At 70.0% G+C, this 17,509-nt stretch carries 20 protein-coding genes; 1 reads left to right on the forward strand and 19 read right to left on the reverse strand.

What is annotated here, in order from left to right:
* Positions 1 to 515: 515 nt before the first annotated feature.
* Entirely contained in the window at positions 516 to 1,112 is a 597-nt protein-coding gene (locus ACIRPH_RS23690) for a cob(I)yrinic acid a,c-diamide adenosyltransferase (RefSeq protein WP_402917943.1), read from the forward strand.
* A gap of 16 nt (positions 1,113 to 1,128) precedes the next feature.
* Here the strand turns inward: ACIRPH_RS23690 and ACIRPH_RS23695 are convergent, their stop codons facing one another.
* The 19 genes from ACIRPH_RS23695 to ACIRPH_RS23785 form a co-directional block, all read right to left on the reverse strand.
* The gene (locus ACIRPH_RS23695; protein WP_402917946.1) at positions 1,129 to 1,644 is read right to left on the reverse strand and encodes a hypothetical protein; all 516 of its coding nucleotides are present in this window, start codon (positions 1,642 to 1,644) and stop codon (positions 1,129 to 1,131) included.
* A 51-nt stretch (positions 1,645 to 1,695) separates the two neighbouring features.
* Positions 1,696 to 1,992, reverse strand: a complete 297-nt coding sequence (locus ACIRPH_RS23700) for an MTH1187 family thiamine-binding protein (protein ID WP_402917949.1) — start codon at positions 1,990 to 1,992, stop codon at positions 1,696 to 1,698.
* A 47-nt stretch (positions 1,993 to 2,039) separates the two neighbouring features.
* Entirely contained in the window at positions 2,040 to 2,540 is a 501-nt protein-coding gene (locus ACIRPH_RS23705) for a DUF2550 domain-containing protein (protein ID WP_402917952.1), read from the reverse strand.
* Between the two features lie 29 nt (positions 2,541 to 2,569).
* The gene (locus ACIRPH_RS23710) at positions 2,570 to 2,959 is read right to left on the reverse strand and encodes a F0F1 ATP synthase subunit epsilon (protein ID WP_267946335.1); all 390 of its coding nucleotides are present in this window, start codon (positions 2,957 to 2,959) and stop codon (positions 2,570 to 2,572) included.
* Between the two features lie 134 nt (positions 2,960 to 3,093).
* Complete coding sequence (gene atpD, locus ACIRPH_RS23715; RefSeq protein ID WP_267946336.1) at positions 3,094 to 4,536, reverse strand: F0F1 ATP synthase subunit beta; 1,443 nt, start codon at positions 4,534 to 4,536, stop codon at positions 3,094 to 3,096.
* Positions 4,537 to 4,541: 5 nt separating this feature from the next.
* Positions 4,542 to 5,462 carry a F0F1 ATP synthase subunit gamma gene (locus ACIRPH_RS23720; RefSeq protein WP_402917956.1) on the reverse strand — a complete coding sequence of 307 codons (921 nt, stop codon included), beginning with the start codon at positions 5,460 to 5,462 and terminating at the stop codon, positions 4,542 to 4,544.
* A 3-nt stretch (positions 5,463 to 5,465) separates the two neighbouring features.
* A complete protein-coding gene (gene atpA, locus ACIRPH_RS23725) occupies positions 5,466 to 7,106 on the reverse strand; it encodes a F0F1 ATP synthase subunit alpha (protein ID WP_402917959.1) in 1,641 nt (546 codons plus the stop codon).
* Between the two features lie 65 nt (positions 7,107 to 7,171).
* Positions 7,172 to 7,996, reverse strand: coding sequence for a F0F1 ATP synthase subunit delta (locus ACIRPH_RS23730; RefSeq protein ID WP_402917962.1), 825 nt, complete (start codon positions 7,994 to 7,996; stop codon positions 7,172 to 7,174).
* Positions 7,996 to 8,538: a F0F1 ATP synthase subunit B gene (locus ACIRPH_RS23735; protein ID WP_267950496.1), complete on the reverse strand. Its 543-nt coding sequence runs from the start codon at positions 8,536 to 8,538 to the stop codon at positions 7,996 to 7,998. Before ACIRPH_RS23735 ends, ACIRPH_RS23730 begins: the two co-directional genes overlap by 1 nt.
* Positions 8,539 to 8,593: 55 nt before the next feature.
* Positions 8,594 to 8,821 carry an ATP synthase F0 subunit C gene (atpE, locus tag ACIRPH_RS23740; protein ID WP_267946340.1) on the reverse strand — a complete coding sequence of 76 codons (228 nt, stop codon included), beginning with the start codon at positions 8,819 to 8,821 and terminating at the stop codon, positions 8,594 to 8,596.
* Positions 8,822 to 8,944: 123 nt separating this feature from the next.
* On the reverse strand, positions 8,945 to 9,775 hold the full coding sequence (gene atpB / locus ACIRPH_RS23745; RefSeq protein ID WP_402918593.1) for a F0F1 ATP synthase subunit A: 831 nt from the start codon (positions 9,773 to 9,775) through the stop codon (positions 8,945 to 8,947).
* 105 nt (positions 9,776 to 9,880) lie between these two features.
* Complete coding sequence (locus ACIRPH_RS23750; RefSeq protein WP_402917967.1) at positions 9,881 to 10,111, reverse strand: hypothetical protein; 231 nt, start codon at positions 10,109 to 10,111, stop codon at positions 9,881 to 9,883.
* Between the two features lie 105 nt (positions 10,112 to 10,216).
* On the reverse strand, positions 10,217 to 10,639 hold the full coding sequence (locus ACIRPH_RS23755; RefSeq protein ID WP_402917970.1) for a hypothetical protein: 423 nt from the start codon (positions 10,637 to 10,639) through the stop codon (positions 10,217 to 10,219).
* 225 nt (positions 10,640 to 10,864) lie between these two features.
* Complete coding sequence (locus tag ACIRPH_RS23760) at positions 10,865 to 12,031, reverse strand: MraY family glycosyltransferase (RefSeq protein ID WP_402917973.1); 1,167 nt, start codon at positions 12,029 to 12,031, stop codon at positions 10,865 to 10,867.
* Positions 12,032 to 12,043: 12 nt separating this feature from the next.
* Positions 12,044 to 13,003, reverse strand: coding sequence for an L-threonylcarbamoyladenylate synthase (locus tag ACIRPH_RS23765; protein ID WP_402917976.1), 960 nt, complete (start codon positions 13,001 to 13,003; stop codon positions 12,044 to 12,046).
* Between the two features lie 77 nt (positions 13,004 to 13,080).
* Positions 13,081 to 13,944 (reverse strand): peptide chain release factor N(5)-glutamine methyltransferase, encoded by an 864-nt coding sequence (gene prmC / locus ACIRPH_RS23770; protein ID WP_402917979.1) that lies wholly within the window; start codon positions 13,942 to 13,944, stop codon positions 13,081 to 13,083.
* A complete protein-coding gene (prfA, locus tag ACIRPH_RS23775) occupies positions 13,941 to 15,011 on the reverse strand; it encodes a peptide chain release factor 1 (RefSeq protein WP_402918595.1) in 1,071 nt (356 codons plus the stop codon). The genes prmC and prfA overlap by 4 nt, the downstream gene beginning before the upstream one ends.
* A gap of 97 nt (positions 15,012 to 15,108) precedes the next feature.
* Complete coding sequence (gene rpmE, locus ACIRPH_RS23780; protein WP_402917982.1) at positions 15,109 to 15,318, reverse strand: 50S ribosomal protein L31; 210 nt, start codon at positions 15,316 to 15,318, stop codon at positions 15,109 to 15,111.
* Between the two features lie 198 nt (positions 15,319 to 15,516).
* Entirely contained in the window at positions 15,517 to 17,346 is a 1,830-nt protein-coding gene (locus ACIRPH_RS23785; RefSeq protein ID WP_402917985.1) for an L-lactate permease, read from the reverse strand.
* Between the last annotated feature and the right edge of the window lie 163 nt (positions 17,347 to 17,509).

Raw genomic sequence — 17,509 nt, forward strand, 5'->3', positions numbered from 1 at the left:
TCGGTTGGTGGGGGGGGGGCGCGGCGGGGGGGGGGGGGCGGGGGGGGGGGGGGCCGGGGGCGGGGGGGGGGGGCGGGGCCCCCGCCGCGCCCCCCCCCCCCCCCCCCGGCGCCCCGCCGGGGCGCGCACATGGGGGCGGGCGGTGTGAACCCCCCGGTTTCACGCCGCCCGCCCCTCGCGGTGCCTCCCCCTGCGCGGTGGCCCCGGGTGGCCCCCTCTTCCCATCCGGGACTTGACGCGTAGAACACCACCGGAAACTACGTTGAGTAGCTTCCTCGTGCCCCAATGTATCAGTGAGGTGCATCACCTTCACCCCCTGATACTGAACAGTTATCCTCCGTGACAACGAGGGGAGCGGGTACCGTCCGCAGCCCGGGGCCCGCGCTCCCGGCGGTCCCGCGGAAGCCGCGCCCGAGCGGCACGGCCCCGGCCACGGCGCCGCCCGGACGGGCCGCGGGCAGGGGGACCGCGGGCGGCGCCCGGGACCCCCGGGGCCGCCGCACTAGGGTGGGGGCATGACCACACGGGACAAGGACAAGCCGGTCGTTCTGTCGAAGATCTACACGCGTACCGGCGACGCCGGCACGACGGCCCTCGGCGACATGAGCAGGACCGGCAAGAACGACACACGCCTCGTCGGGTACGCCGACACGGAGGAGGCCAACGCGGCCATCGGCGTCGCGCTCGCCCTGGGGGAGGTCCCCGGGGACGTGCGCGTCCTGCTCGGCCGGGTGCAGAACGAGCTGTTCGACCTGGGCGCCGACCTCTCCACCCCGATCGTGCCGGACCCGGAGTACCCGCCGCTGCGGGTCCTCCCCGAGTACGTCACCCGGTTGGAGGAGGCCTGCGACCACTACAACGCCGACCTCCCCACCCTGCGCAGCTTCATCCTCCCCGGAGGCTCCCCCACCGTGGCGCTGATGCACACGGCGCGGATCGTGGTGCGCCGTGCGGAGCGCAGCGTGTGGGCCGCCGTCGAGGAGCACGGCGACACGGTCAACCCGCTCACCGCGCAGTACCTCAACCGGCTCTCCGACCTTCTGTTCATCCTCGGCCGGTACGTGGCCGGCGAGGGCGACGAGGTGCTCTGGAAGCCCGGGGGCGAACGCTAGGGCATGTCCCGGCGGCTCAGCACTCGGGCGGGAACTCCTCCTGCGGAACGGCCCCGGCGGCGGAGGCGCCCTCGGCCTCCGTGTACACCCCCTGCTCGGCGGCCAGCGCCCCGGTGGTGAAGGTGAGCGTCCCGATGTCGTGCTCGGCGGACTCCCCGGGCTCGGCCTCGGCCGACCCCACCCCGAGGGCGTACTCCTCGTCCGGGGACTCCGGGCCCATCCTGTAGACGGCCCTGCCGTCCTCGTCGAGGATCTCCCAGTCCTCCCCCGGCGCGGCCAGGTCGACCTCCAGCTCGCTCCCGCCGAACTCGCGGGTGGCGACGAGGTGCAGGGTCCGGGAGTCCCCCGCCAGGTCGATCTGGCGGGGCGGGTCGTCACCGCACCAGGTGACGATCACGACCGGGAACCGGTGCTGGGCGGTGAAGTGGCCCGTGGCCACGGCACCGACGTGGCCGCCGGACGGGTAGCAGCCGGCGAGCAGGGGCGCCAGGAGTAGCGGCGCGAACAGGACGCGGAATCGGGAAGTGGCCATGGAACCGCATCCTGCCGTGTCCGGCCGGTTCCGCGGAAGGACCCGAGGACCTCAGGAGTCGCCGAGTTCCCGTTCGACGGACTCGACCTTGCTGTGCAGGCCGTCCGAGACGCCCTCGCGGATGTCGGCCTTGAGGGTGAGGGACACGCGCGCGGACCCCTCGCCCGCGGCGGCGACGGCCCGCTTGACGACGTCCATCACCTCGTCCCACTCGCCCTCGACGCTGGTGAACATGGCTGTGGTCTCGTTGGGCAGCCCGCTCTCGCGTACGACCTTCACGGCCCGCGCGACGGCGGGGGCGACGGACTCACCGGTCCCGAGCGGAGAAACAGAGAATGCGACGATCATGCCGCCATGCTAGGCACAGCACGGGGCGGTTGTGAACCCTCGCGGGGTCACGCCTCCCACTGCGTCCCCGGGGGCATCGACTCCAGCCAGGACAGGAACCCGGTCAGAGCGCTCTCGCTCATGGCGATCTCGTACACCGCGTCCCGGGGCTCGCTGCCGTCCTCGGCGGCCCAGCCGATCCGGACGACGGTCACGTCCGCGGGCAGGTGCTCGGTGTCCTCACCGCTCGGGACGCGCCTCCCCACGACGACGAGGCCGCGGCGCGACAGGAAGACTGTCGGCCGCGGCCTCAGGGAGAAGATCGGGAACCAGCCGAGGTTCTCCGTCCCGTACCGGCCGAAGCCGATACGCCAGGAGCCCCGGCGGCCCCTCCCGCCCGGTGTGCGCAGGTAGCACTCGACCGCGCCGCCCCGCTGGACGAGTACCCAGCGGCGCACGGTGACGGCGAGCACCACGGCGAGGAAGACGAAGAGCAGGGCGAAGAACACCCACTGCGCGGACCCCAGCCAGGAGCCCGGTCCCGCCTGAGCGGGAAGCGGTCGTTCCATGCCCACTGCCGTTCCGCCGTCCCGGTTCGCTAGGCGACGTCCTCGCCAGCAGCGCGCAGGCGGCTCCGAGCGCGGCCCAGGGCGACGGTGTCGCCGGCCTCGGTCGCGTTCTTCAGCGCCGTGCGCGCACGGTCCACATCGATGTCCTCGGCGAGCTCGGCGGTCTCGGCGAGGATGGAGACACGACCCTCACCCGAGACCGAGACGAACCCGCTGTGCGCGGCGGCCCGGACCTCTCCGGTCTCCCGCGCACCCAGTACGCGAACGACGGCGTCGTGGGCCAGCAGCGAGAGCACCGGGATGTGCCCGGGCTGGACACCGATCTCGCCCTCGACGGTCTTCGCGATGACCATGTCGCCCTCGCCGGCCCAAATCTCACGTTCGGGCGAGACGATCTCGACGAAAAGCTTCTTCGACACTGCCACAAACTCCTCGGCTAGCGGGTGGGTTCGGCCGGGCCGGCCCCGACGTGTTGTCGTTCGGGACCGGCCCGGCCGGAGAAACTGTCCCGCCCGTCGCCCGCCACCACCCTGAACGGACGCTTCGCGCGGTTCTAGCCCTGAAGCTGCTTGGCCTTCTCGACCGCCATGTCGATGTTGCCGACGTCGAGGAAGGCCTGCTCGGGCAGGTGGTCGTACTCACCGTCGCACAGGCCCTTGAAGGAGGCGATGGTCTCCTCCAGGGGGACGAACACGCCCGGGGTGCCGGTGAACTTCTCGGCCACGAACATGTTCTGCGACAGGAAGCGCTCGATGCGGCGGGCGCGGTTCACGACGATCTTGTCCTCTTCGGACAGCTCGTCCATACCGAGGATGGCGATCTGGTCCTGGAGGTCGTTGCTCCGCTGGAGGATCTCCTTGACGCGCTGCGCCACCTGGTAGTGCTCCTCGCCCACGTACTGCGGGTCGAGGATGCGGGAGGTGGACGTCAGCGGGTCCACCGCCGGGTAGATGCCCTTCTGCGAGATCGGGCGGGAGAGCTCGGTCGTCGCGTCCAGGTGGGCGAAGGTGGTCGCCGGCGCCGGGTCGGTGTAGTCGTCCGCGGGCACGTAGATCGCCTGCATCGAGGTGATCGAGTGACCGCGGGTCGAGGTGATCCGCTCCTGGAGCTGACCCATCTCGTCCGCCAGGTTGGGCTGGTAGCCCACGGCCGAGGGCATGCGGCCCAGCAGCGTGGAGACCTCGGAGCCCGCCTGGGTGAAACGGAAGATGTTGTCGATGAAGAGAAGCACGTCCTGGTTCTGGACGTCGCGGAAGTACTCCGCCATCGTCAGAGCGGACAGGGCGACCCGCAGACGGGTGCCCGGGGGCTCGTCCATCTGGCCGAAGACGAGAGCGGTGTCCTGGAGGACCTCCATCTCGTCCATCTCCAGGAACAGGTCCGTACCCTCACGGGTGCGCTCGCCGACGCCGGCGAACACGGACACACCGCCGAAGTTGCGGGCGATACGGGTGATCATCTCCTGGATCAGCACGGTCTTGCCGACACCGGCGCCACCGAACAGGCCGATCTTGCCACCGCGCACGTACGGGGTGAGGAGGTCGATCACCTTGATGCCCGTGACCATCATCTCGGTCTTGGACTCGAGCTGGTCGAAGGACGGGGCCTTGCGGTGGATCGGCCAGCGCTCGGTGACGCCGAGCTCCTCCGCCGACACGTCCAGGGGCTCGCCCAGGGTGTTGAACACGTGGCCCTTGACGAGGTCGCCGACGGGCACGCTGATGGGCGCACCGGTGTCGCGCACCTCGGCGCCGCGGACGAGGCCGTCCTGCGGGGCCAGGGAGATGGTCCGCACCAGGTTGTCACCCAGGTGCTGGGCGACCTCCATGGTGATGGTCTTGGCCTTGCCGCCGACGGTCACGTCGGTGTGCAGGGCGTTGTAGATGGCGGGCAGGGAGCCGACGGGGAACTCCACGTCGACGACCGGCCCGGTCACCCGGGCGATACGGCCGGTGGCGGTGCCAGCCCCAGCCGTCTCTTCAACTGTCGCAGTCACTTTTGCTACTCACTTCCTGCGCTGGCAGCGGAGAGGGCGTCGGCACCGCCGACAATCTCACTGAGTTCGTTGGTGATCTCGGCCTGGCGCGCCTGGTTGGCCAGGCGTCCCAGGTTCTTGACGAGTTCCTCGGCGTTGTCCGTGGCGGCCTTCATGGCCGCACGGCGGGACGCCTGCTGGGAGGCGGAGGCGTCGAGGAGCGCGAAGTAGATCCTGTTGGTCACGTACTGCGGGAGCAGGGCGTCCAACGCCTCCTCCGCGGACGGCTCGAACTCGTACAGCGGCAGCGGCTCACTTCCGTGGGCGGCCTCGAGCTCGCTCTCGTCACTCTCCTCGACCTCCAGCGGCAGCGCGCGGACGGTGCCGGCCCGCTGGGTCAGCATCGAGACGAACTCCGTGGAGACCACGTGGATCTCGTCGACGCCGCCGTCGGACGCGTCCGCCAGGAACTTCTCAATGAGGGCGGAGCCGATCTCCTGGGCGTGCGCGTAGGTCGGACGCTCGGTGAAGCCCTCCCACTGCGCCTCGATCGGACGATCGCGGAACTTGTAGAAGGCCACGCCCTTGCGGCCCACCATGTAGGTGAGAACCTCCTTGCCCTGCTCCCGGAGGAGCTGGGTGAGGGATTCCGCCTCCTTCAGCACGTTGGCGGAGAAGGCGCCGGCCAGGCCCTTGTCACTGGTGATGACCAGGACGGCAGCGCGGGTCGGGTTCTCGGACTCGGTCAGCAGCGGGTGGTCCGACACCCGGCTGGCCAGGGCCGAGACCGCCCGGGTGATCTCCCGCGCGTAGGGCCCAGCAGCCTCAGCCGCACGCTGCGCCTTGGTGATGCGCGTCGTGGCGATGAGCTCCATCGCGCGGGTGATCTTCGCCATCGACTTCGTCGAGCGGATCCTCCGGCGATAGACGCGAAGCTGTGCACCCATGGGTTACTTCCCGCCCTTGGCGACCTTGATGGTCTCCTGGCCGACCTTCTCCTCGGAGAGCGCCTCGGCCTCGGCCTCGGTGCCCAGGAGGGTTCCCGCGGAGGTCTGGAAGCCCTGCTTGAACTTCTCCAGGGCCAGGTCGAGGGACTTCTCGGTCTCGGGCTCGAACTTGCCGGTGTCCCGGATCGTCTCCAGGAGGCCGGCGTGGTCGCGGCCGAGGTGCTCCAGGAAGTCGTCCTCGAAGCGGCGGACGTCCTCGACCGGGACGTCGTCGACGCGGCCGGTGGTACCGGCCCAGATCGACACGACCTGCTGCTCCATGGAGTAGGGCGAGTACTGGCCCTGCTTGAGGAGCTCCATCAGGCGGGCGCCGCGCTCCAGCTGCTGCTTGGAGACGGAGTCCAGGTCCGAGCCGAAGGCGGAGAAGGCCTCGAGCTCGCGGTACTGGGCCAGGCCCAGACGGAGGGTGCCGGAGACCTTCTTCATCGCCTTGGTCTGCGCCGCGCCACCGACACGGGAGACCGACACACCGACGTTGATGGCCGGACGCTGTCCCTGGTTGAACAGGTCGGACTCCAGGAAGACCTGGCCGTCGGTGATGGAGATGACGTTGGTGGGGATGTACGCCGAGACGTCGCCCGCCTTGGTCTCGATGATCGGCAGCGCCGTCATCGAGCCGCGGCCCATCTCGTCGGAGAGCTTCGCGCAGCGCTCCAGGAGACGGGAGTGCAGGTAGAAGACGTCACCGGGGTAGGCCTCACGGCCCGGCGGGCGGCGCAGCAGCAGCGACACCGCACGGTAGGCCTCGGCCTGCTTGGTGAGGTCGTCGAAGACGATGAGGACGTGCTTGCCCTCGTACATCCAGTGCTGGCCCAGGGCCGAACCGGTGTAGGGGGCCAGGTACTTGAAGCCGGCCGCGTCCGACGCCGGGGAGGCGACGATCGTGGTGTACTCCATCGCGCCGGCCTCTTCGAGGGCGCCGCGCACACCCGCGATGGTCGAGCCCTTCTGACCGATCGCGACGTAGATGCAGTGCACCTGCTTGTCGGGGTCGCCCGACTCCCAGTTGGCCTTCTGGTTGATGATCGCGTCGATGCAGACCGCGGTCTTGCCGGTCTGACGGTCGCCGATGACCAGCTGGCGCTGGCCGCGGCCGATCGGGGTCATCGAGTCGATCGCCTTGATGCCGGTCTGGAGCGGCTCGTGGACCGGCTTGCGCTCCATCACCGAGGCGGCCTGGAGCTCCAGCTCACGCCGCTCGGTCGACTCGATCTCGCCCTTGCCGTCGATGGGGGCGCCCAGGGGGTCCACCACGCGGCCGAGGAAGTTGTCGCCCACCGGCACCGAGAGGAGCTGGCCGGTGCGACGCACCTTCTGCCCCTCCTCGATGCTGGTGAAGTCGCCCAGCACGACGACACCGATCTCGCCGACCTCAAGGTTCTGGGCCAGACCGAGGGTGCCGTCCTCGAACTTCAGCAGCTCGTTCGCCATCGCCGAGGGAAGGCCACCGACGCGGGCGATGCCGTCACCGGAGTAGGTGACGGTACCGACCTCTTCCGCGCGGGTGGCTTCAGGCTCGTACGACTGGACGAAGCGCTGTAGCGCGTCCCGGATCTCGTCCGGCCGGATCGTCAGCTCCGCCATCTCTACGTTGTCCTTGCTCTCAAATGGCGCCGGGCTGGCGCCGTGCGTGCTTGCCTTGCGTACTGTCAGCCGGCCAGGCGGCGCTGGACCTCGGCGATACGCCCGGCGATGGTCCCGTCGATGACCTCGTCACCCACCTGGATGGACAGGCCCCCCACGATCTCGGGGGCGACCTCGGTGTTGAGGTGGATGTCGCGGCCGTAGGCGCGCGAGAGCGCGGCCCCGAGCCGGGACTGCTGGCTCTCGCTCAGGGCGACGGCGCTGCGGACGACGGCCACGTAGCGCTTGGCGCGCTCCGCGACGAGTCCCCCGAAGTGGTCCAGCGCCTGTTCCAGCGTACGTCGCCGGGGTCGGGTCACCGCCTCGCCGACCAGCGTCAGCGTCGCGGCGTTCACCTTGCCCGAGAGCAGGCTCTCCAGGAGGGAGAGGCGCTGCTCGGGGGCGACCGCCTCACGGGTGAGGGCCTCGCGCAGCTCGGGCTGGGCGGCGACGATCCGCTGGAAGCGGAACAGCTCGTCCTCCAGCTCGTCGAGCGCCGAGGCGCTCTGGAGCGCGGCGACGGTCGCGTAGACCGCCATCCGCTCCATCGCGTCCACGAGGTCGCGCGGACCGGACCACTTCGCCGAGACCACGTCGCCGGCCACGATGACCGTGGACGGGGAGACCTTGGCCTCCAGCAGCTCGCCGATCAGCTCGGTCTTGCGCTCTGCCGGGTTCGCCTGGTCGGCGAGCCACCGGCGGAGCGAGTGCTGGCTCCCGAGAAGGGCGACGACCTCGAAGAGCTCGCTGCCCAGGGAGACACCACTCTGCGCGGTGCCGGCCGACGCCAGGACGTTCTCGTCCAGGCGCCGGGTCACCTCGACCAGCGACGTGCGGCTGATACCACGCATCAGCGCACCTCTGCTTGCTGCGTGCTCTGGCTCTGCTCCAGCTCGTCCAGGAACCGGTCGATGACGCGGTTCTGGACGGCGCTGTCGCTGAGGGTCTCACCCACGATGCGACCGGCCAGGTCGGCGGACAGGCCGCCGATCTCACCGCGCAGCTGCACCATGGCCTGCTGGCGGTCGGCCTCGATCTGGGCGTGGGCCGCCTCGACGATGCGGCGCGCCTCGGCCTGGGCCTCCTCGCGCGCCTCGGCGATGATCGCCGCCCGCTGCTCCTTGGCCCGCTCGAGCTCCTGGGCGGACTCGCGGTGCGCCTCCTCGAGCTTCTCGCGGTACTGCTGGCGGATCTCCTCGGCCTCGGCCTCGGCGCGCTTGGCCCGCTCGATGCCACCCTCGATGGCGTCATGACGCTCGTCGAGGACCGCCATCACCTTCGGAACCGCCTTGCGGGCCACAAAGAAGTAGACCACGGCGAGCGCGATCGCACCGAAGGTGAACTTCACCCAGTCGATCCGCAGAATGTTGTAATCGGCTGCCAACTCCACCAACATGGTCAGCCCTCCTTCGCGTCAGTTGCCATCAGAAAACGGTTGGCAAGTTCGACTAGCCCTGGGGAGCGGCGAAGGCGAGGACGAAGCCAAGGATCGCCAGGGCCTCGATGAGGGCGAAGCCGAGGTAGATGTTAGTCTGCAGCGGGCCGCGGGCCTCGGGCTGGCGGGCGATGGCCTGCATGCCGAGACCGAACACGATACCGACACCAATACCGGCGCCGATGACGCTGATGCCGTAGCCGATGGTGTTGATGTTGCCGGTGATCGCAGCGATGTCCATTGATGTTTCCCTTTACTCGACGTCCGGCGTTGCTCGTCGCAATTGGTCAGTTCGCCGGTGTGGACGGGTCAGTTCTTCTCGCCCCTGGTACGGCCGGTCGGCCGCGCAGAGGGGGAAGGGGGTCTAGTGGGCCGCTTCGAGCGACTGGTTGATGTACAGGCTCGCCAGGAGCGTGAAGATGAACGCCTGGACGAGCATGATCACGATCTCGAAGACGAAGAAGGCGAGGTAGCCGAACAGCGCCGCGCCCGAGAAGAGGACCGAGACACCGATCAGCAGGGGCTCGGCCGTCAGGTTGAGCATGTACCAGCCGCCGTAGGCGAACACGGCGAGCAGCAGGCTGCCCGCGAACATGGTCGCGAACAGACGCAGGGCGTGCGTGACCGGGCGGATCAGGAAGACCGAGAGGATCTCGATCGGGGTGACCAGGATGTAGATCGGCTTGGGCATCCCGGGCGGGAAGATCTGGTTCCGGAAGTAGCCCCAGCCGCCCTGGTTGCGGATGCCGATCACGATGGTCATCACGTAGATGACCCCGGCGAACATCGCGGTGAAGGCCAGGTTGCTGTTGACCGGGAGCATGCCCGGGATCAGCCCCGTGAAGTTCATGGCCAGGATGAGCGTGAAGACGCCGGTCATGAACGGGATGAACCGGTCGCCCTTGGCGCCCATCGTCGGGCGGGTGATCTGGTCCCGGATGAACAGGACCAGCATCTCGCCGACGCTCTGCCTGCGACCAGGGACGAGGCTCAGCTTCTTGCTGAACCACGACCACAGAAGCAGGACAGCACCGACGGCGACGAGAAGCAGGACCAAGTACAGGTCGATGCCCGCGCTGCCGGGGATGTTGGCGAACCACGGTTCCGGGAAGAACATCCCGATAGTGGGCGGCGTGAACCCGCAACCGTTGTCACCGAACAGGTGGCAATTCGGTTCGGCCGCGAGAATGCGCACGTCAGCACTCACGGCGAATCCTTTCGTCGTGACGCAAGAAAGCCTCGTTGATGGTTGTTACAGAGCGTCGTCGCACGATCGTCGACGCCGGACTGGCGGGAGGGTTCAGACCTGGCGGGTCTTGGCGACGATCACGTAGATCGCGCCGACCATGCCCAGAACCGCCCCGATGGGCAGGAAGAGCGCCTGGAACCCCAGGAGCTTGTCCGCGGCCCAGCCGATCGCGCTCCAGACGAGCACGCCCGAGAGCAGAGTGGAGAAGAGTGCCCAGCCGTCGGACTCGCGCGGTGCCGGGGGCGTGCGCTTCTCCGATTTTCTGGCTGGTTCGCTGCTCATCTCGCTCCGGAATATAGCATGTGGGCCTTGGCGGGAACGGGGCCGTCCGCCTGCCGAGGTTCAGGGTAATACGCCCTTCCCGACGGGCTGCAACGGGGCACCCCATCACGCGTTCTCCGAACCCTCGTTCGGGGTCACGTGAAGGATCTTGGCCTTCGAGATCGCCCACGTCTGGCCGCCCAGCCAGGCGAGCACGACCGCCAGGGCGCTGTAGACGAAGGCTGCACTGCTGAGGTCCTCGACGAGGGGACTGCGGCCGAGGGTGACGAGGATGACGCCCAGCACCGCCATCTTGACGACGAAGCCGAGCAGGTTCGCCGCCAGGAAGAGGTCCTTGTTGCGGCGCGTGATCATGAGGACGGCCCACTGTCCCAGCCCGAAGCAGCCGAGCACGATCACCACGGCGAACAGGGAGCTGAGGGCTCCCGCGACGCCGGCGAGGAGCGCGGAGACCGCAATGGCCAGGAGCCCGCACGCAGCGCTGGGAAGCGCGGCGCCACGGAGGATCCGGGCGTCGTGTTCCTGCATCACAAAGCTCCGTAGGGGTTCAGTGGGTACCTGCTCGTGAAAGCTATCACAAGGTTCTCGGTGCTGAATCCGGGGGTTCCTTAACGCGACCTTAACGCCCCGCAAAACGCCCGTTCCGGGCCTTCTCCGGGGCCCGTGTCACCTTCACCACACCCGTCCGACCTGTGCCTCCGCAGGTCACCGCCACCGCCTTCCGAGACCTTGGTCCCGAATACCCGGGCCCCCTCAGGCATCAGATGGCGAATCGTGACCTGACCCCGTCTTAACGCCCTCCTTGCGGTCCCACGGCAGGAGGCCGCGGCGGCGCAGGCGGGGCAGGGCGATGAGGCCGACAGCACACGTGGCGACCAGCGCGGTGACGGTCAGGACGATCACCGGGGAGTCGAACACCGACAGGGACACCGCGGCGAACGCCACGATCCCCGCCCACAGGTACATGAGGAGGACGGCCCGCATGTGGCTGTGGCCCATGTCCAGCAGGCGGTGGTGGAGGTGGCCGCGGTCCGGGGCGAAGGGGGACTTGCCCGCGAGGGTCCTGCGCAGCACGGCGAGCACCAGGTCGGCCAGCGGCAGCGCGATCACCAGGAGCGGCAGGGCGATCGGCAGGAACACCACGAGCCCGCCGGAGTTGAACTCCTCACGTGCGGTGTTGGCGTCGAACTGGCCGGTCACCGTGATGGTGATCGAGGTGAGCAGCAGCCCCAGCAGCATCGAGCCGGTATCGCCCATGAACACCCGGGCCGGGTGGAAGTTGTGGAAGAGGAAGCCCGCGCACGTGCCCGCGAGGATGATCGCGATCATCGCCGGATACGACTGGCGGACGAAGCCCTGCTCGACGGCGACCACGTAGTAGTACGCGAAGAACGCCAGGGAGGAGATCCCGACGATGCCCGCGGCCAGCCCGTCCAGGCCGTCGGCGAAGTTGACCGCGTTGATGGTCACCACGATGAGCAGGATCGAGACCATCGCGCCCAGCCACGGCCCCAGGGACAGCTGGGTGCCGGGCAGGGGCAGCCACAGCAGCTGCACGCCGTTGGCGACGAGGATGCCGGCGGCCACGACCTGGCCGGCCAGCTTGCTGAGCGCGTCCATGCCCCAGCGGTCGTCGATGATCCCGATGACCGTGATGAGGCCGCCCGCGAGGAGGAGCCCCAGCCAGGTGTCGGCGACGAAGACGTTCTGCAGGTGCGGAAGCTGTGCGGAGATCAGCAGGGCCGCCGCGAACCCCCCGTAGATGGCGAGCCCGCCCAGGCGCGGGATGGGCTCGGTGTGCACGTCGCGGTCGCGCACCGGCGGGGTGGCCCCGATCCTGATGGCGAACTTGCGCACCAGGGGCACGAGCAGGTACGTCACCGCCGCGGCGATGACGAAGGTGAGCGCGTACTCTCGCACGGCCTGGCCCCTCTAGTTCTCGGAACGGTCGCCGTCGGGGAGCCGCCCCGTCCCGGGGGTCCCGCCGTCCTTCCCGGCGGCGGCGCCGCCGGTCGCCCGGTCCTCGCCCGGGGCGGCTTCCGTGTCCGCCCCGGCCGCCGCGGCTCCGCTCTCGGAGGCCGTGCCCTCGGCGGCCCCGCTCCCGGGGGCCGGGGCCGGGTCCGCTCCCCCGGTCCCTCCGGCGGCGGGCGCCTCGGGCCGGGACGCGGCCCTGCGACTCGCCTTGGCGGCCTCGCCGGCCTTGGCGACGTCCTCCTCCTTGACCGGCTTCATGCGGCCCTGGCGCAGCTCGCCGATGACGGTGCCGCACACCGCGCGCAGCTGCTCGATGGAGATGGCGCCGGACCGCAGCACCCGCGGCACGGCGTAGGTCAGGTCGACGATGGTCGAGGCGACCGGGGAGTCGGTCTCGCCCCCGTCCAGGTACACGGCGACGTCCTCGTCACCGAGCTGCTCCAGCGCCTCCTCCATCCGCGTGGCGGCGGGCAGGCCCGACTTGTTGGCACTGCTCACCGCCATGGGCCCGACCTCCTTGAGGAGTTCGAGGGCGACGGGGTCCATCGGCATCCGGACGGCCACCGTGCCCTTGGTGTCGCCGAGGTCCCAGGACAGGCTGGGGGTGGCGGTGCACACGAGGGTCAGCGGGCCGGGCCAGAACTCCTCCATGAGGTCGCGGCCATGGTTGCCGAGGTCCTCGACGAGGGCGGTCGCCGCACGCATCGAACCGACCAGGACCGGCGGCGGCATGTCGCGGCCGCGCCCCTTGGTGGCGAGCAGGTTCGCCACCGCGGAGGGACTGAAGGCGTCGGTGCCGATGCCGTACACGGTGTCCGTGGGCAGCACCACCAGTTCGCCTCGGCGTACCGCGGACGCGGCGTCGGCGATGCCGTCCTTGCGGGCGGTCTCGTCCGCGCAGTCGTAGATGCGGCTCACCTGCGTTCACCTCATTCTCGAACGGGGTCGACCGGCTTGAGCGGTCCGACGGGGATACGGGGGCGGGGCACGGCCTGTCAGCCGTCCTCGTCGGCACGGCGCATGACCACGAAGCGGTCGCGACGGGCCATGTCCTTGCGGTTGAGGACGTCGCGCCAGCCGTCGTCCTCGGGGAACAGCCAGGGGATGTCGATGCCCTGGCCGTCGTGGTGCTCGACGGCCATCGCCCCGCCGGGACGGAGCAGCCTGCGGCCGACCGCCTCCAGCTCGCGGATCATGTCGAGGCCGTCCTCACCGGACCACAGGGCCGGGGCGGGGTCGTAGTCGCGCACCTCGGGCGGGATGGCGCCGGAGCCGCGCGTGGGGACGTAGGGGGGGTTGCTGATGAGGAGGTCGACGCGGCCGTTCAGCTCGGGCAGCGCCGTGCGCATGTCGCCGTGGTGGGAGGTGACGCGGTCGGCGTGCCCGCTGGAGTCGATGTTGCGGCGGGCCCACCCCAGGGCGACGGGGTCGATCTCCACGGTGTGCACCCGCGAGCGGGGCACCTCCTGGGCGATGGAGATCGCGATGGCTCCCGACCCCGTGCCGAGGTCGACGACCAGGGGGTCGGCGACGTCCATGGCCCGCAGCGTCTCGATCGCCCAGTCGACCATGATCTCGGTCTCGGGCCGGGGCACGAACACGCCGGGGCCGACCTGGAGGTCCAGGTAGCGGAAGTAGGCGTGGCCGGTGATGTGCTGGAGGGGTTCGCGCGCCTCCCTGCGGGACACGCACTCCCAGTAGCGGGCGTCGAAGTCGGCGTCGGCCACCATGTGCAGCTCACCTCGACGCACACCGTGCACGAACGCCGCGAGTTCCTCGGCGTCGGTGCGGGGTGAGGCGACGCCCGCTTCGGCCAGCCGGAGCGTGGCGCGGGCGACCTCGTCGAGTAGCAGGTTCATGATGACTGGGCGGCTTCGAGCCTCTCCTTGGTGTCCGCGTCCACGAGGGCCTTGACGACCCCGTCCAGCTCCCCGTCGAGGACCTGGTCGAGGTTGTAGGCCTTGAAGCCGACGCGGTGGTCGGAGATGCGGTTCTCGGGGAAATTGTAGGTGCGCACGCGCTCGGAGCGGTCCACGGTGCGGACCTGGCTCTTGCGCTCGGCGGAGGCCTCGGCGTCCGCGCTGGCCTGGGCCTCGGCGTAGATGCGGGCGCGCAGGATGCGCATGGCCTGCTCCTTGTTCTGGAGCTGGCTCTTCTCGTTCTGGCAGGAGGCGACGATGCCGGTCGGCAGGTGGGTGATGCGGACCGCGGAGTCGGTGGTGTTGACGCTCTGGCCGCCGGGCCCGGAGGAGCGGTAGACGTCGATGCGCAGGTCCTTGGCGTGGATCTCGACCTCCACCTCCTCGGCCTCGGGGACGACCAGCACACCGGCGGCGGAGGTGTGGATGCGGCCCTGGGACTCGGTGACCGGGACGCGCTGGACGCGGTGCACGCCGCCCTCGAACTTGAGCATCGGCCAGACGCCGGCCCCCGGCTCGGGGACGCCCTTGTTCTTGAAGGCGATCGTGATGTCCTTGTAGCCGCCCAGGTCGGAGTGGGTGGCGTCGATGACCTCGGTCTTCCAGCCCTGGCGTTCGGCGTAGCGCAGGTACATGCGGACCAGGTCGCCGGCGAACAGGGCCGACTCCTCGCCGCCCTCTCCGGCCTTGACCTCCATGATGAGGTTCTTGTCGTCGGAGGGGTCGCGCGGGACGAGGAGGACGCGCAGACGCTCGGTGAGCCGCTCGGCCTCCTCCGTCAGGCGGTCGGCCTCCTCGGCGAAGGAGGCGTCCTCGGCGGCGAGCTCGCGCGCGGCGTCGATGTCGTTCTCGACCTCCTTGAGCGCGCGGTAGGTCTCGATGATCGGGGTGAGCTGTGAGTAGCGTTTGCCCAGCGTGCGCGCCCTGGTCTGGTCGGCGTGCACCTCGGGGTCGGCGAGCTGCTGTTCCAGCTCGTAGTACTCCCCCAGCAGGTCATCCAGCTTCACTTCTGCCACGTCCCCGTCTTGTGTGTCCGTCTCCCCCTCGGGGGCCAACCTGGCCCCGCGGCGCCGCGTCGGCGGCGCCACGGGACAGCGGGCGGCGCTACTTGCGCTTGCCGAAGCGCTTCTCGAAGCGGGCGACGCGGCCACCGGTGTCGAGGATCTTCTGCTTGCCGGTGTAGAACGGGTGGCACTCGGAGCACACCTCGGCACGGATCTTGCCCTCGCCCACGGTGCTGCGGGTGACGAAGTGGGCACCGCAGGTGCAGGTCACCTCGGTGGTGACGTACTCGGGGTGGATGTCGGCCTTCATGGTGTTCTCCTCATCAGGGGCGCGACCGCCGGACGCATGCCAAGCCGCACCACCCGGCGGGTGGTCGGCGTGGTGGGTCATGCGCGAACCGGTGTCGCGGCGATCCAGGTAGTCAGGGGCGGCGGGCCCTGCCGGAAGAAGGCGGGCCGTCACCCCGGTACCAGTTTGCCAGACCGATAACGATGCCGGGACCAGTGTCTATTCCGTCCCCCTCCCCCCTTGCCCCGGAGCGGTGTCCCGCGGGGTCCGGGACGCCCCCGCGGAGTCCGCCCGGCGCATCAGGAGCACCAGCGCGGCCAGGGTCGCGAGGAGGAGGGCGAGCACCGCGGTTCCGGCGTTGGCGCCGAACCCGTAGACGAACACGTAGCTGACCGACCCGGCCAGGAGCACGTAGTAGGCCATCGGCAGGATCGTCTGCCGGATGAGGTCGCCCTCCCTGCCGGCCAGGCCGACCACCGCGGAGGCGGCGACCACGTTGTGGACGGTGATCATGTTGCCCGCGGCCCCTCCGACGGCCTGGGTGGCGACGACGGTCTCCGGAGGGATGCCGACGCGCTCCCCCGTCGAGAACTGGAACAGGGAGAACATCAGGTTCGAGACGGTGTTGGAGCCCGCCACGAACGCGCCCAGGGCGCCGATCCACGGCGCGTAGAGCGGCCACGTGGCGCCGCCCAGCTCGGCCGCGCCGGCGGCCAGGGTCAGGGGCATGCTCTCCAAGGCGGTCCCGCCGAACTCGGCGCCGGTGTTGATGAACACGCGGACGAGGGGGACGGCGAAGAGCAGCGCGACGGCGGCGCCGGCGAGCTGCGATCCGGCCGCCTTCCAGGAGTCGGCCACCTGGCGCGCGCTCATGCGGTGCAGGACGCAGGTCACCAGGCAGACGAGGATGAAGGTCGCCCCGGGCGAGTAGAGGGGTTCGACCGCCTGGGCGACGGGGGTGCCGAGGATGTCGGTCGCGCCGACGGTGACGCCGGACAGCCACGCCTTGAGGGGTTCGACGGTGCGGGTGGTCACCAGCAGCGCGGCGACGAGGAGGTAGGGGGTCCAGGCGCGCAGGAGGCCGATGCGCCGGTCGTCGGAGAGGACGGTGTCGCCCTCGCCGGGGGCGATGCCGCCGCTCCAGCGGGCCAGCCAGTCCTCGCGCGGCGGGAAGTCCCAGACCCGCTCCGGCATGAGGAAGCCCTTGCGCGCGGCGAGCACGACGACGACCAGGCCGGTCAGCCCGCCGAGGAGGCTCGTGAACTCCACACCGAGGAAGTGGTTGTACAGGACGGAGGGGACGGTCATGGCGAAGGCGGAGAAGAGCGCGAACCTCCACACCCCGAGGCCGTCGGAGAAGCGCCGTCCACCGCCGTAGAACCCGCAGAGCATGCAGCAGATGATCAGGGGCACGAGGGTGCCAGCGACGGCGTGCAGGAGGACGGTCTGGAACCCGATGTGGCCGATGAACTCCGGGACGGCCAGGCCGAGCGCGGAGGCCCGCTCGGCGACCTCGGGCGATCCCTCCAGACCCCCGGCGACGCCGACCAGGATGGGGGTGCCGACGGCGCCGAAGCTGACGGGCGTGCTCTGGATGACCAGGCCGACCATGACGGCGGCCATGGCGGGGAAGCCCAGGGCCAGCATGAGGGGCGCCACGACGGCGGCGGGTGTGCCGAACCCGGAGGCCCCTTCGATGAAGCTGCCGAACAGCCAGCCGATGATGATCGCCTGGACCCGGCGGTCGGGGGTGATGTCGGTGAACGTGGAGCGGATGGTGGCGATGGCGCCGCTCTTGGTGAGGGTGCTGAGCAGGAGGAGCGCGCCGAAGATGATGTAGAGGAGGCCGGCGGCGAGGATGAGCCCCTGGATCGTGGACGCGGCGATCGCCCGCCAGTCCGTCTGCCAGGCGAGGACGGCGACGGCCACGACGACGGCGTACCCGGCGGGCATCGCGTACATGGCGGGGACGCGGAATCCGACGAGGAGGACTCCGACCAGCAGGACGGGGGTGAGCGCCAGAAGGCTGAGCAGGGCGAGGTTGTCCATGCGGACTGCTCCCTGGAACGGGGGTGGTGCACTCGACCCCGCGACGATAGGCCGGTGTCGGCGGTCGGACCATCCCCCCTCTGTGATCCGAGACACACCAGTGATCTTTTTCGTTCCTCGGCCCCGGGATCCCGCCATGCGGAACACGTGGGCCTCTCAGGCC

The organism is Nocardiopsis sp. NPDC101807 (assembly GCF_044766605.1).
GTDB classification, from domain to species: Bacteria; Actinomycetota; Actinomycetes; order Streptosporangiales; family Streptosporangiaceae; genus Nocardiopsis; species Nocardiopsis tropica.